Genomic DNA, 12,250 nt, shown 5'->3' on the forward strand with positions numbered 1-12,250 from the left:
CATGACACAGCGAACGACCGCCACGCATCAGGACCTCGATTGGTTGCTGGATGGCCTGGTCGAACAGGTTCCCGGCACGCAGCACGCGATCGTGCTGTCGGACGACGGGCTGGTGGTGAGCCAGTCCCGCTCCATCGCACGCAGGGACGCCGAGCGCCTGGCCGCGGTGGCCACGGGCCAGCAGAGCCTGGCCCGCGGTGCCGGGAAGCTGTTCAACGGGGGTCCTGTGCAGCAGGTCATCGTCGAGATGGCCGACCTGTGGCTGTTCATCTCCGCCGCGGGCCAGGGCACACACTTGGCCGTCGTGGCATCCCAAGAGGTCGAGGCCGAGGTGCTGGCCGTGGCCATGCACACGCTCATGCAGCAAGTGGGCCGCCGTCTGGGCACCGAGGCCCGAGTCGGATCGGTGAGCCTTGAGGGCGGTGTACGTGAGTGAGCCACTGGACGGACGACCTGGATGCCGACGGGGGTGACCCGGCGGAACTCTCTGTACGGCCGTACACGATCACTCAGGGCCGGACGGCGCCGTCCCGCGACGACCTCACCCTGATCACCATCGTCACAACCGTGGACCCTCCACCGGGCCGGGCAGCCGCCCGGGGCCTGCAGCCCGAGCATCTCGTGATCCTGCGGCAGTGCCGCGGCTCGGCGGCGGTGGCGGAGGTCTCCGCCGAACTGAACCTTCCGGTGTCGGTGACGAAGATTCTCATCGACGACCTGGTCGCCCGTGGCCAGGTCACGACCCGGCCACCGATCGCCATGGCGGTGGGAAGCGAATCGAACATGAACCTTCTACGAGCGGTGAGAGATGGTCTTCGCAGACTCTGAGCCAACCGGCGGTGTGCCTGTGAGCACGCCGCCCGCGGCCGTCAAGATCCTTGTGGCCGGTGGCTTCGGCGTGGGTAAGACGACCCTGGTCGGGGCGGTCAGCGAGGTAACGCCGCTACACACGGAGGAGTACCTGACCGTCGCGAGCGAAGGCGTCGACGACATGGGCGGGGTGGAGGAGAAGTCGACCACCACCGTGGCGATGGACTTCGGCCGTATCACCGTGAATCCCCAGCTGGTGGTCTACTTGTTCGGGACACCGGGCCAGGAGCGGTTCTGGTTCATGTGGAACGACCTGGTACAGGGCGCCCTCGGCGCCATTGTGCTGACTGACACCCGGCGCCTTGAAACCAGTTTCGCGTCCATCGACTTCTTCGAGAGCCGCGGCATCCCCTTCGTCATCGGGGTCAACTGCTTCCACGGTCATATGGACCGCAGCGAGCAGGAGATTCGTGGTGCTCTGACTCTTGGTCCCGAAGTACCTCTGGTGATGGGCGACATGAGGAGGAAGGAAGCCGGCCGGGACCTGCTGCTCGCCCTCGTCGAACATCTCATGGCGGTCATGTCGGCGGACTACCGCAGATGACACGGTCTGGTGGACCGCCTCCGGTGTGGCCGCAGTGCCCCTGTCCCCGCGCGGACCGTCCCAATGGCCGCGAGGGCGCCGGGCCCGGGTCGTAGCTCTCGACGACGAGAGTAAGGGGTGCCTCTGCGCCTTTCGTCGGGCGAGGTGTGCAGGGCACCGGGACCTCCGCGAATGCAGAAGCTCTGAGGGATGGCATGAGCTACGTCAGCACCTGCGGATGACGTCCCTCGTCGTGCAACACCGTTGCGTTTAGCCACTGTTGGTGGCGTCAAGACCGCCTTCCTTGATCATCTCGAAGTGAAGGGCGTATGCCTGGGCTCTTCTGGGGTGCTTGCCGGTAGTGAACGTGTACTTGCTGTTGCGCTTGCGGACTCGGGCCTTCAGCCGCCGGCGTCGGCCCTTCGGCAGGAGGCCAGCCAGGGCGACACGACCGATCGCCCCGACGAGGCCCACCGGACCGGCCGGGACGATGCCGCCGACGGCCACGATCTGGTCAGCGGCGGCGTTGAGCAGCACGATCAGGCTGACGCGCTCCGCCGACAGGCCCGGCTGGGCCGTAACCAGGTCGTCGGCGGTTCGCACCAGCGCCTGGTAGACCGTCAGCAGGGCATAGACCTCCTGCTCGAGCTCGGGGACTGTCCGTGAGCGCAGCACCCGTCCGTCGAGGACGGTCGACTTCAACGAGAAATAGCAGGTCTCTGCCTGCCACCTGCGGTGATACAACGTGATCAGCTCGCGGGCGGGGTAGCTCTCGGAGTCCAGGAGGCTGGTCATCAGCCGCCACAGCTCGGTGCGGCAGGTGCCGTCGGCCAGCTCGATGGTCATCCAGGCTTCGATGATCCGTACCTCGAGCCGCCCGTAACCGCGCCCGGCCTGGTATCTCCCGGCGCAGACGGTGGTCAGGTAGGAGCCGTCCGGCAGCGGGCGGCGCACCGTCGGGCGCCGCTTGCGGGTCGAGCGCAGCAGGAAGGATGCGCCGGTGCCGGTCACTGCCTCCAGGAAGTCGTATGCGTCGTAGTAGGCGTCGGCCAGCAGCACCATTGAGGCGTCCAGATGGGACAGCAGGCGACGCGCGTAGCCGAGTTCGCCGGTGGTGTCCGGGCCGAAGGCCGCGCCGAGCAGGGCGCGGGTGCCGCACTCGACCAGTGCCACCAGGCGCAGCAGGGGGTAGCCGAATTCGAGCACCTGACCACCGTGCTTGGGGAAGCGCCAGGTCACCGCCTCCTCGTCGGGGATGCTCAAAGTGGTGCCGTCCACCGCGACCGCCCGCAGACCGCGATAGAAGGAGCCGGACCGTGCCCGGGCGGCCACCGGACCCGCCAGGATCTCGAACAGGCGGCGCAGCGGAGCGCTGCCCAGTCGGCGCCGGGCTCGCGACAATGAGGAGGCGCACGGCCGCGCCACCGCGATCCCGTGCAGTCCCGCCCCGAGTTTGCTCCATACCGCCTGGTAGGACGAGCGCTCGAAGAAGGCGAGAGCGAGCACGAAGTACACCACCACCCGCGCAGGCAGCAACCGCACGCGCCGCTCACGCGAGCCTGTCTCCTCGAGGACGGCGTCAACCAGGTGCGGGTCGATGACCTGTGTCAACTCTCCCAGGTGGCCGGGAGCGTACACATCATGAGCTGGCGTGATCCGTCGACTGCTGGTGTTCCCGACTCTGGAGACGGAGGTCGGGTGCGGGTGACGCACCCCTTCCACCCGCTGTTCGGGCAGGAACTGGAGTTCATCGAGCGTCGGCAGTGCTGGCGAGGGGATCGGGTCTATTACTTCGACGAGGTCGGTGGCCGGTCCAGGATCCCGACGGAATGGACGTCGGAGGCTCCGGTGGACGCGTTCGTGGTGGCGGCCGAGGGGCGTTGCCCGTTCCGTACTCAGGATCTCCTCGAACTCGCCGCGCTCGTCGACCGGCTGCGGGGACCGGAGCCCGGTGTCGGGGAGATCGTGCCGTGAGCGTCGCGGGGTTCGTGCCGCTGGTGCGGGCGCTTGCTGGAGCGCTCGGGGGCGCGCGGTGGAGCAGTCTCTGCGCTGACCTGCTGCTTGTGCTCCTGCGTGTGCGGGGAAAGGTCTTGCCGGTGGTCGGGTGCGCCCGAATCCTGGGGACAGGGTTCGAGAGGGGAGGCGGCCATGGCCGCAGTGGCGGGCAACGCGGAGAAACTCCGTGTGCTGTGGGAGTCCCGGACGCTGAACCCACGCCCCGAGGCGGTGGCCGACGCGGCGTTCACGGCGTCGGTCTTCTTGGACCCGCACGATCTGGTGCAGGTCAAGTACGAGATGGTGCGCCGGGTGCGGGTCGACAACATGCCCGTGTCCCAGGCGACGCGGATGTTCGGATTCTGCCGGCAGAGCTTCTATGCGATCGCCGCCGCGCTCGACGCGCGGGGCCCGGCCGGGCTGGTGCCGGGCAAGCCGGGACCGAAGGGGCCACGGAAGCTGACCGAACCGGTGATGACGCACGTCGAGACGCTGCTGCGGGCCGAGCCGGGACTCAAGGCGCCCGCGCTGGCCGCGGCGGTGGCCGAGGAATTCGGCGTGGTGGTGCATCCGCGGTCCATCGAGCGGGCGCTGGCCCGCAGGCGCGAGGCTCGCAGCCAGGAGGAGAACATACGCGCCCGCGGCTGATCCACTCCCGGCCGACATGGGCGCCGCGGACCGATACGAAGAGTTGCGGGCCGCGGTCTTCGAAGGGCGCGGAGCGGGATGGCGGCACGGCTGGGCGGTGCTGGTCCGCTCGGGCATGGCCGCCTGGAGCAAGGCCGTGGCCGCCCTCGTCCCGCCGCCCCGGGCAACAGATGAAATGCCTGTTCAGGCTGTTGCCGTGGAGGGCGAGGCCGCCGATCAGCTCGTGCACGTCCTGGCCGGCCTGGTCCTCGGACGGCTCCAGCCGCCCTGAACCCGTCACCGTCACCGTCACCGTCACCGTCACCGTCACCGTCACCGTCACCGTCACCGTCACCGGGAGTATCGGGCCCGTCAGGGAGTGCGTCATGAGTGCAGAGCCGTCCGGGGCAGGCAAGGTCACGGCTGATCATCTTCGCCGGGGCGCCTATCTGTATGTGCGGCAGTCCTCGCTGAAGCAGGTCGTGAACAACACCGAGTCGACCGCCCGGCAGTACGCGCTTCGCGGCCGTGCCGTCGCGCTGGGCTGGGACGAGTCCCAGATCACCGTGATCGATTCGGATCAGGGGCAGTCGGGTGCCTCGGCGATGGGCCGGGACGGCTTCCAGCGTCTGGTCTCGGAGGTCTCGCTGGGGCGGGCGGGCATCGTGCTCGGTCTGGAGGTCTCGCGCCTGGCGCGGAACAATACCGACTGGCATCGGCTGCTGGAGATTTGCGGTCTGTCCGGCACCCTGATCCTGGACGAGGACGGTCTCTACGATCCCCGCTCCTTCAACGACCGCCTCGTCCTGGGCCTGAAGGGCACTATGTCCGAGGCCGAACTCCACGTGCTCAAGGCCAGGTTGCGAGGCGGACAGCTGTCCAAGGCCCGGCGAGGGGAGCTGAAGCAGGCGCTGCCGGTCGGCTATGTCTATGACACTGCCGACCATGTGGTCAAGGACCCCGACACCGCGGTGCGGGCGGCCGTCCAGCGGGTCTTCGACCTCTTCGAGACGACCGGCTCGGCCCGCCAGGTCGTCATCGCCTTCGCCGCCGACAAGCTGACCTTCCCCGCCCGGATCCGCACCGGCGAACACAAGGGCGAACTGGTCTGGGGGCCGCTGAAGCACTGGCGGGTGCTCTCGCTGCTGCACAACCCCTGTTTCGCCGGGGCGTTCGTCTACGGACGCCGACGCGGAATGACCACCCCTCAGGGCAAGGCCGCCTGGGCCGAGGTGCCGCGCGAGCAGTGGACGGTCCTGATCCCTGATCACCACGAGGGCTATGTGACGCTCGAGCAATGGGAGTCCAACGGCCTCACGCTGGCCGGTAACGCCGCCAGCCAGGGAGAGGACCGCAAGGCCGGACCGCCGCGCGAGGGCCCGGCCCTGCTGCAGGGCATGGTGATCTGCGGAAAGTGCGGGCGCCGTATGACGGTCGGCTACCGCCAGTACAGAAACGAGATCTTCCCCGACTACCGGTGCATGACCGCCGCGATCCAGGACGGCACCCGCATCTGCGAACGCCTGCCCGGCAAGAGCATCGACCAGGCCGTCACCCGCCTGCTCCTCGCCACCCTCACCCCGCTCGCGATCGACGCCGCGCTGAAGGTCAGCGATCAGATCACCGCCCGGGCCGCCGAGGCCGACCGGCTGCGGGCCACCCACGTCCAGCGAGCCCAGCACCGCGCGGACCTGGCCCGGCGCCGCTATCTCGCCGTCGACCCCGACAACCGGCTCGTCGCCGACGCCCTGAAAGCCGACTGGAACCACGCCCTGCGCGAGATCGCCACGGCGAAGGAGACATACGAACGGGCCAAGGCCGAAGCCGCCCCGGTGGACAGGGCCGTCCGGGACCGGCTGACCACCCTCGCCGCCGACGTCCAGTCCCTCTGGTCCGACCCGGCCACCCCGATGCGGGAACGCAAACGCATCGCCCGCCTGCTCATCACCGACGTCACCTTGACCCGCACCACCGAGATCACCGCGCAGGTGCGGCTGAACGGCGGCCAGCACCACACGCTGACCATCCCGATCCCGCTCTCCGGCGGCAAGTCCTGGCAGACCCAACCCGACACTGTCGCCCTCATCGACGAGTTGCTCGATCACCACACCCACCGGCAGGCCGCGGCGGTCCTCAACGAACGCGGACTGACCAGCGGCAAGGGCCAGCCCTTCACCGAACTGCTCGTCCGCGACATCCGCGACAGCTACGGCCTCGTCCACCGCTACGACCGCCTGCGCAGCCGAGGGCTACTGACGTTCGCCGAGTACGCCGACGCGATCGGCGTCAGCGAGAACACCGTGAAGATCTGGCGGCGGACCGGGCTCATCGAGGGCATCGCCTACAACGACAAGAACTGCTACCTCTTCCACCCGCCCGGCCCCGACCACCCGACTCCCGAGGTCGCCCAGGGCATCAAGATCAGCGACCGCATCGCAGCCCGCGAAGCAGCTCTATCCGCACAATCGCAAAGGAGCGCAGTGTGATGACAACGGTTTATCGTAACAAGAGCCGACACGGCCCATCGACTGCCTCATGCGCAACTTGCGTATTTCGCTGCGGAATTCGTCACTCGTGTACTCGCTGCCGCGATCCGTATGCATGACGCAACCCTGCTCCAGACCGCCACGCCCGGCCGCCATCCGCAAGGCGGCGACCGGCAGCTCAGCACGATGGTGGTCGGCCATCGCCCAGCCGACCACCTCCCGCGTCGCGAGATCGATACAGGTCGCCAGGTACAACTTCCCTTCCAGCGTGAGGAGTTCAGTCATGTCGCCGACGAGCCGCATCCCGGGCCGGGACGCGGTGAAGTCCCGGCCGATCAGGTCGCGCGCGAACACCGCCCGCTTCGCCTGCCGGGTCAGGCCCCGCCGCCGGCGGCGAGTGATCCCCACGATCGTGCTTGCGCATCAGCCGCTCGATCTTCTTGGAGTTCACCACCCGCCCGGCCCGCCGCAGGGCGGCGTGGACCCGCGGGGCCCCGTAGGCACCGCGAGATCCGGCGTGAAGCACCCGGATCTCGCCCACCAGCACCTCCTCGGCCCGCTCCCGCACCGCCCGGGCCGGCCGCGACGCCCGGTGCGCGTAGTAGGTGGAACGGGGCACTCCCAGCACACGGCACAGAAACGCAACGCTGTGACCTGCAGGATTACCCTCCGATGCCTTCTCCGCATCGATGAAACGACACCGTGCCACGGTGTCTACCTCATCTTGTCCTGAGCGAAGAAGGCGGTCGCTGAGATGTGAATCCAGAGTCTCGCGGGCATCGTTGAGTCCGGCCTCGCGGGGAGGCCGTGCGTGTCCCGGGCCCGGTTCAGACGGGATCGGTCCCTGCGGGTTCGATGGTGACCTCGAAGCCGAGTGCTTCGAGCTGGGCGGTCAGCCGCCTGGCGCGCTGACCGGGGCTGAACCGTCTCGCTGCCCAGTCGGGGCCCAACTCCCGGTAGGGCACCCGGTCGTGGACGATGTGCCAGTAGGCCACGACGATGTCGTGACGGGTCGCGCCGAGTGCCTTGAAGCCGCCTGCCCGGCCCTTGATCTGCATGTGATGCGCGTGCAGGTAGGTGCCCTTGGCCTTCACCGCGCCCCAGGCCGCCTCGGTCAGCGTGGCCTTCAGCCACTTCGGTCCGGGCCGGCTGCGGCCGCCCTTGCGCTTGCCGCCCGACGCATGATTGCCCGGGCAGACCCCCGCCCAGGAGGCGAGATGGGCCGAGGACGGGAAGGCGGACATGTCCAGACCGATCTCGGCGATCAGCACCTGGGCGACCTTCGCCCCGACCCCGGGGATGGTCTGGATCAGCTCCAGGACCTGCTCGTGCGGGGCAAGCCGGATCGCGATCTCCGCATCGTAGGCGTCGAGCCGCTGCTCCAGCCCGTCGATGTGCGCCAGCAGACCGCGCACGATGACGCCGTGGTGCTCGATGCGGAAGCGGTGCTCGAGGGCCTCCTCCAGAGCCTCCCGCTTCGAGCGGAGCCGTCCCTTGGCCAGCGCGGCCAGCTCCACCGGCGAGGTCACCCCGTCCAGCAGCGCCTCCAGCACGGCCCGCGCGGTCTTCGACCACACCTGCGAGGCCACCGAGGTCAGCTTGATCCCGGCGTCCTGCAGCACCTTCTCCAGCCGCTGGATTACCCGCACCCGCTCCTGAGACACCGCCGTACGCGCCCGCGTCAGATCCCGCAGCTCACGGAACTCCTGCACCGGCACGAACGACGGCCGCACCAGCCCGCACTCCAGAATCCGGGCGATCCACACCGAGTCGGCGACATCGGTCTTGCGGCCGGGCACGTTCCGCAGATGTGCCGCGTTCACCAGCCAGCAGGTGAACCGCCCCTCCAACGAGGCGAAGACGGGCTTCCAGTACACCCCGGTCGCCTCCATGCCGACCAAGTCCACCCCCTCGCAGGCCAGCCAGTCACCCAGAGCGGCCAGCGCCCGAACGGTCGTTTGGAACGTCCGGGTCTCCGTCGCCCGTGAACCCCTGCGCTGCCCCGGCGAGCGGACCGTCGCCACCACCGTGTCCCGATGCACATCCAGCCCGGCACACCGCTCGAAGAGCACCTGCATCCCCGGCCTCCTCCCTGACAGCACCCATCAACGTGCCGCCCGGAAGGGGCCTACTGATCCAAAGAGTCTGAGATTCGCGCTCGCAGCAGCAGTCAACAATCCCTCAAGCCCCAGCGTCATACTTTTCCCCGGACTCGTGGATACCAAGCGTCACCGACGTCTGCCCGGACCGCACCCCACCAGCATGCGAGCGGCGCCACAGAGCACTCAACCCGCGCACGGAAGCCAACCGACCACCGGCCAGAAGCCGTTTCGCGCCCCGGATTCTCATCCCGCCACGGTGCCGACGCGTAGCGCCGCCATGGGTACTTTTCCCAGAACCTCGATCGTGGCCTCCTGCTCGCGGACCTTCCGCCGCAGCCGGACCAACTCCTCACGCTCCGCAGTGGTCAACGCCCCGGCGGGCCCCTCACTGCGGTCGACCTTCGCCTGCTTCACCCACCCGCGCAGTCCTTCCGGACTCACGCCCAGATCCCTCGCGACCTCGGTGACCGTCTTCTCCGAGGACAACGCCAAGGCGACCGCGTCCCGCTTGAACTCAGCCGTGTACCGCTTACTCATGTTGCTCTTGCTACTCACTACCTGTGACTGCTTCCTCCGGGACCATCCGTCCCAGTATCAAGCTGTCCGGCCGGCAGGGGGGAACCTCACATCCAGCGCCACCGCCAACGCGGATCCAGCCGCAGCTACGTCTACACCTACCCCTCGCGCAAGGCCCTGACGGCCGCGATGGGCAAGGTCAAGACGATCCGCCGCAGAACGGCCACCGGCCTGCAACTGGACGAACTGCTCATCCAGATCAACCGGATGCTGTTCGGCTGGTGCATGTACTTCCGCCCCGGGGTGTCCAGCGCGACCTTCCAGTACCTGAGTTCGTACACGTGGAGCCAGGTCATGAAGTGGCTGCGCCGCAAGCACCCCCGGATCAACAGGAAGGATCTCCGCCGTCTTTACTGCGGTGGGGAATGGTGGCCAGCAGGGGAGGAACGGACACTGTTCGATCCCGGCAAGGTACGCACGACGCGCTACCGATACCGGGGAGCGGTCATCCCTTCCCCCTGGCCGACCACAGGATGAAGATCAACAGGGGTCAGTGAGACGGGACTTGTGGAGCGCCCGGTGCCATGAGAGTGGCACGCCGGGTGCGGGAAGAGGCCCGAAGAAACGGCTCGATCGAAAGGCGAGACCGCGCTTCGGGCCTACTTCACCACCGGCTGTTCTCCCGGATCACCTGCGCCTGGCGCGGCATCCCGCTGACCAGCCACGAGGTCGCCGTCAAGGCGATCGCCTCGGCTCACACCCGCACCGGACTTGTCGTCCGGGCCGAGCTGGACACCCACCGCTATCCCACCGGGCAGAACCCCGCCCCCTGGCAGGTCGCCGCCCTCCCGCTGAGCCGCGGCGCCTTCCACGGCGACTGGAACTACACCTTGTACCCGGCCCCGGAACCGCAGCGAACGCCGCCTCGCCGCACAGATCCCGCCGCCACTGCCTGGCTGTCGGACCCGGCCCTGACTGGCATGCCCCGCCAGGAGCTGGACTCCCTGGTCGAGTTGGTCGCCGACGACTGGCAGTGGCTCGCCGACCGTGACCTGACCCGCCGCACCGGCCAGCCCCGTCAGCGCCCTTCCGCCCACGGAATCGGTCAACTCGAACATCACATCCGTGTACTGGCCGCAGTGTTACGAGCCCGCCGGGTGGCCACGACCGTCCTGATCACCGAGATCCTCGGTTGCCACCGCACCTACCTGAACCGGTGCGCTGACGGGGCTGCCGAACTCCTCGCGCACCACGACATCTACATCGCCCCGGTCAAAGGCCCCAAGGCGCGCACCCGCGCGCAGCTGCAGGCCCGCATCGACGCGGCCCAGCAACATCAAGACGGACAGTAGTTGCCGCACCGGTTCCCTACTCCGGCTGCTTGAGTCACTACGTTCGGCAGACGGGCTCGAACTCGTCCGCAACGTGGCAGAGCGGATGCTCCAGGAACTGATCGAGGCCGAGGCGAGCGCGAGGATCGGCGCGGAGTGGAACGAGCACACCGAGACTCGCTCCAACTATCGCAACGGCCACCGGGACAAGACCCTGACCACACAGGCCGGCGACCTCGACCTGGTCATCCCCAAACTGCGGTCCGGGGGCTTCTTCCCCGTCCTGCTCGAGCGTCGGCGCCGCATCGACCAGGCCCTGTACGCCGTGATCGTGGAAGCCTACGTTCACGGTGTGTCCACCCGCTCGGTCGACGACCTGGTCCAAGCCCTGGGCGCGGACAGCGGTATCTCCAAGAGCGAGGTGTCGCGGATCTGCGGGGAGCTGGACGAGCCGCTGACCGCCTTCCGCACCCGCCCCCTGGACCACGTCCGGTTCCCCTACATCTACCTGGGCGCGACGTACTGCAAGGCGCGGGTGAACCACCAGATCGTCTCCCGCGCCGTGGTGATAGCCACCGGGATCACCGAGGACGGCGGTCGGGAGGTGCTGGGTGTCATGGTCGGCGACAGCGAGACCGAGGTGTTCTGGACCCAGTTCCTGCGCCATCTGCGCGAGCGCGGGCTGACCGGGGTCCGGCTCGTGATCGGCGACCACCACAGCGGCCTGGTCAAGGCCATCCGCAAGGTCATGCTCGGGGCCGCCTACCAGCGCTGTCGCGTCCACTTCCTACGCAACGTGTTCGGCGTGATCAGCAAAGACGCGGGCGAGATGGTCGCCGCGACGATCCGCACGATCTTCGCCCAGCCCACCGCGGAAGCGGTCCGGGCCCAGGTCGATACCGTGGCAGACCTGCTCGGCCAGCAGTTCCCACAGGCCAAGGCAATGCTGCTGGAGGCGAAGGACGACCTGACCGCTTTCGCCGCCTTCCCAGAACGACATTGGAAGAAGATCGCCTCGACCAACCCGCTGGAGCGGATCAACCGCGAGGTCAAGCGCCGCGTCGATGTCGTCCAGGTCTTCCCGAACGACGACGCGCTGCTGCGGCTGGTCACCGCCGTGCTCTTCGAACTGCACGACGAGTGGATCGCCTTCCCCCGCCGCTACCTGCCCGAGGGCAGCATGGACCAGATCTACCCCACCGGGCTCCCCGAAAGCACCCCCGCACTCCCCAACACCCCGAACGCGCCCACCGATTGATCCCCTACACCACCACGCGGGACGCCATCCACCTGCGCGTTTCCTGAGGCCACGAAGCGTCTCTGATCAGCTGAGCGAACGATGCGAACCGTAGGGTCCGGCACGGGTTCTGCCCCCTGTGGTGAGGCAGCATGAGCACGGAGATGGAATCCTGCACCGCGTGCTGGTCCGCGTGGCCAGTGGTGGGTGCGCTGATCGTGGCCACGCGCGGAGCCGGCACGGTCGCAGTGGGCTCGGCTGCAGGGGCAGGGGAGGTGCAGATGGCCTGCTGGGTGCTCACCAGGACGGTGTTGTCGTGCCGCAGTGCGGTCAACTGGGCCTGCAATGCTTCGATTTCACCGCTGAGGCGGGCCTGCTCCTTGAGGGGGGGCGCCGCCGATACGGCGGATCGGGACCTGATCCAGCACCACCTCGTTGAGCACCCGAAACCGCCTCCACGGCGGGATAAGGATCGGGCGCCGGTCGCATCGGCGGGCGTGACCCACGCGGGCGTCGTGGTGTCACCGATGCCCGCAATCTTAGGTTGCTGTCGCTGCGCTTCC

The 12,250-nt window shown here is 68.4% G+C and carries 14 protein-coding genes and 1 pseudogene; 10 read left to right on the forward strand and 5 right to left on the reverse strand.

From position 1 onward, the window contains the following. Position 1 precedes the first annotated feature (1 nt). Genes ACIRPX_RS29540 through ACIRPX_RS29550 form a run of 3 tightly spaced genes read left to right on the forward strand, consistent with a single transcriptional unit; the run spans position 2 to position 1,414 of the window. A complete protein-coding gene (locus tag ACIRPX_RS29540; protein ID WP_404200859.1) occupies positions 2 to 436 on the forward strand; it encodes a roadblock/LC7 domain-containing protein in 435 nt (144 codons plus the stop codon). Continuing rightward, the gene (locus ACIRPX_RS29545) at positions 433 to 828 is read left to right on the forward strand and encodes a DUF742 domain-containing protein (protein WP_404200861.1); all 396 of its coding nucleotides are present in this window, start codon (positions 433 to 435) and stop codon (positions 826 to 828) included. The genes ACIRPX_RS29540 and ACIRPX_RS29545 overlap by 4 nt, the downstream gene beginning before the upstream one ends. Continuing rightward, positions 809 to 1,414, forward strand: a complete 606-nt coding sequence (locus tag ACIRPX_RS29550) for a GTP-binding protein (RefSeq protein ID WP_404200863.1) — start codon at positions 809 to 811, stop codon at positions 1,412 to 1,414. The genes ACIRPX_RS29545 and ACIRPX_RS29550 overlap by 20 nt, the downstream gene beginning before the upstream one ends. Positions 1,415 to 1,663: 249 nt before the next feature. Here the strand turns inward: ACIRPX_RS29550 and ACIRPX_RS29555 are convergent, their stop codons facing one another. Then, a complete protein-coding gene (locus tag ACIRPX_RS29555; protein ID WP_404200865.1) occupies positions 1,664 to 3,115 on the reverse strand; it encodes an IS4 family transposase in 1,452 nt (483 codons plus the stop codon). On the opposite strand from ACIRPX_RS29555, the gene ACIRPX_RS29560 reads away from it, so the two are divergent. From ACIRPX_RS29560 to ACIRPX_RS29575, 4 genes are all read left to right on the forward strand, one after another. Next, positions 3,098 to 3,367, forward strand: a complete 270-nt coding sequence (locus tag ACIRPX_RS29560) for a DUF5372 family protein (protein WP_404200867.1) — start codon at positions 3,098 to 3,100, stop codon at positions 3,365 to 3,367. The two genes, ACIRPX_RS29555 and ACIRPX_RS29560, sit on opposite strands and share 18 nt — an antisense overlap. Before the next feature lie 174 nt (positions 3,368 to 3,541). Beyond that, positions 3,542 to 4,036 (forward strand): helix-turn-helix domain-containing protein, encoded by a 495-nt coding sequence (locus tag ACIRPX_RS29565; RefSeq protein WP_404200869.1) that lies wholly within the window; start codon positions 3,542 to 3,544, stop codon positions 4,034 to 4,036. Positions 4,037 to 4,052: 16 nt separating this feature from the next. Beyond that, entirely contained in the window at positions 4,053 to 4,307 is a 255-nt protein-coding gene (locus ACIRPX_RS29570; RefSeq protein ID WP_404200871.1) for a hypothetical protein, read from the forward strand. 94 nt (positions 4,308 to 4,401) lie between these two features. Beyond that, positions 4,402 to 6,501: a recombinase family protein gene (locus ACIRPX_RS29575; RefSeq protein WP_404200873.1), complete on the forward strand. Its 2,100-nt coding sequence runs from the start codon at positions 4,402 to 4,404 to the stop codon at positions 6,499 to 6,501. Here ACIRPX_RS29575 and ACIRPX_RS29580 read toward each other — a convergent pair. The 4 genes and pseudogenes from ACIRPX_RS29580 to ACIRPX_RS29595 all read right to left on the reverse strand — a co-directional run bounded on the left by ACIRPX_RS29580 (position 6,469) and on the right by ACIRPX_RS29595 (position 9,140). Further along, complete coding sequence (locus tag ACIRPX_RS29580; RefSeq protein WP_404200875.1) at positions 6,469 to 6,909, reverse strand: DDE-type integrase/transposase/recombinase; 441 nt, start codon at positions 6,907 to 6,909, stop codon at positions 6,469 to 6,471. The genes ACIRPX_RS29575 and ACIRPX_RS29580 overlap by 33 nt on opposite strands. A gap of 16 nt (positions 6,910 to 6,925) precedes the next feature. Then, positions 6,926 to 7,210: pseudogene (locus ACIRPX_RS29585) on the reverse strand (IS3 family transposase); the annotation flags it as partial. Positions 7,211 to 7,328: 118 nt separating this feature from the next. Beyond that, on the reverse strand, positions 7,329 to 8,579 hold the full coding sequence (locus ACIRPX_RS29590; RefSeq protein WP_404200877.1) for an IS110 family transposase: 1,251 nt from the start codon (positions 8,577 to 8,579) through the stop codon (positions 7,329 to 7,331). 267 nt (positions 8,580 to 8,846) lie between these two features. Then, entirely contained in the window at positions 8,847 to 9,140 is a 294-nt protein-coding gene (locus tag ACIRPX_RS29595; protein WP_404200879.1) for a transposase, read from the reverse strand. Positions 9,141 to 9,308: 168 nt separating this feature from the next. Between ACIRPX_RS29595 and ACIRPX_RS29600 the strand changes: the two genes are divergently transcribed. The 3 genes from ACIRPX_RS29600 to ACIRPX_RS29610 are packed head-to-tail and all read left to right on the forward strand — an operon-like array spanning position 9,309 to position 11,708. After that, entirely contained in the window at positions 9,309 to 9,656 is a 348-nt protein-coding gene (locus ACIRPX_RS29600; protein WP_404200881.1) for a group II intron maturase-specific domain-containing protein, read from the forward strand. 47 nt (positions 9,657 to 9,703) lie between these two features. Next, positions 9,704 to 10,471, forward strand: coding sequence for a hypothetical protein (locus tag ACIRPX_RS29605; RefSeq protein ID WP_404200883.1), 768 nt, complete (start codon positions 9,704 to 9,706; stop codon positions 10,469 to 10,471). Further along, entirely contained in the window at positions 10,455 to 11,708 is a 1,254-nt protein-coding gene (locus ACIRPX_RS29610; protein ID WP_404200978.1) for an IS256 family transposase, read from the forward strand. The genes ACIRPX_RS29605 and ACIRPX_RS29610 overlap by 17 nt, the downstream gene beginning before the upstream one ends. The last annotated feature ends 542 nt before the right edge of the window (positions 11,709 to 12,250 follow it).

The organism is Streptomyces sp. NPDC101225 (genome assembly GCF_044767585.1).
Classification (GTDB): domain Bacteria; phylum Actinomycetota; class Actinomycetes; order Streptomycetales; family Streptomycetaceae; genus Streptomyces.

Coding starts and splice junctions, on each gene's coding strand:
- ACIRPX_RS29550 (WP_404200863.1), top strand. CDS start 809: ATGGTCTTCGCAGACTCTGAGCCAACCGGCGGTGTGCCTGTGAGCACG.
- ACIRPX_RS29540 (WP_404200859.1), top strand. CDS start 2: ATGACACAGCGAACGACCGCCACGCATCAGGACCTCGATTGGTTGCTG.
- ACIRPX_RS29595 (WP_404200879.1), bottom strand. CDS start 9,140: ATGAGTAAGCGGTACACGGCTGAGTTCAAGCGGGACGCGGTCGCCTTG.
- ACIRPX_RS29590 (WP_404200877.1), bottom strand. CDS start 8,579: ATGCAGGTGCTCTTCGAGCGGTGTGCCGGGCTGGATGTGCATCGGGAC.
- ACIRPX_RS29605 (WP_404200883.1), top strand. CDS start 9,704: ATGAGAGTGGCACGCCGGGTGCGGGAAGAGGCCCGAAGAAACGGCTCG.
- ACIRPX_RS29600 (WP_404200881.1), top strand. CDS start 9,309: ATGGGCAAGGTCAAGACGATCCGCCGCAGAACGGCCACCGGCCTGCAA.
- ACIRPX_RS29565 (WP_404200869.1), top strand. CDS start 3,542: ATGGCCGCAGTGGCGGGCAACGCGGAGAAACTCCGTGTGCTGTGGGAG.
- ACIRPX_RS29575 (WP_404200873.1), top strand. CDS start 4,402: ATGAGTGCAGAGCCGTCCGGGGCAGGCAAGGTCACGGCTGATCATCTT.
- ACIRPX_RS29570 (WP_404200871.1), top strand. CDS start 4,053: ATGGGCGCCGCGGACCGATACGAAGAGTTGCGGGCCGCGGTCTTCGAA.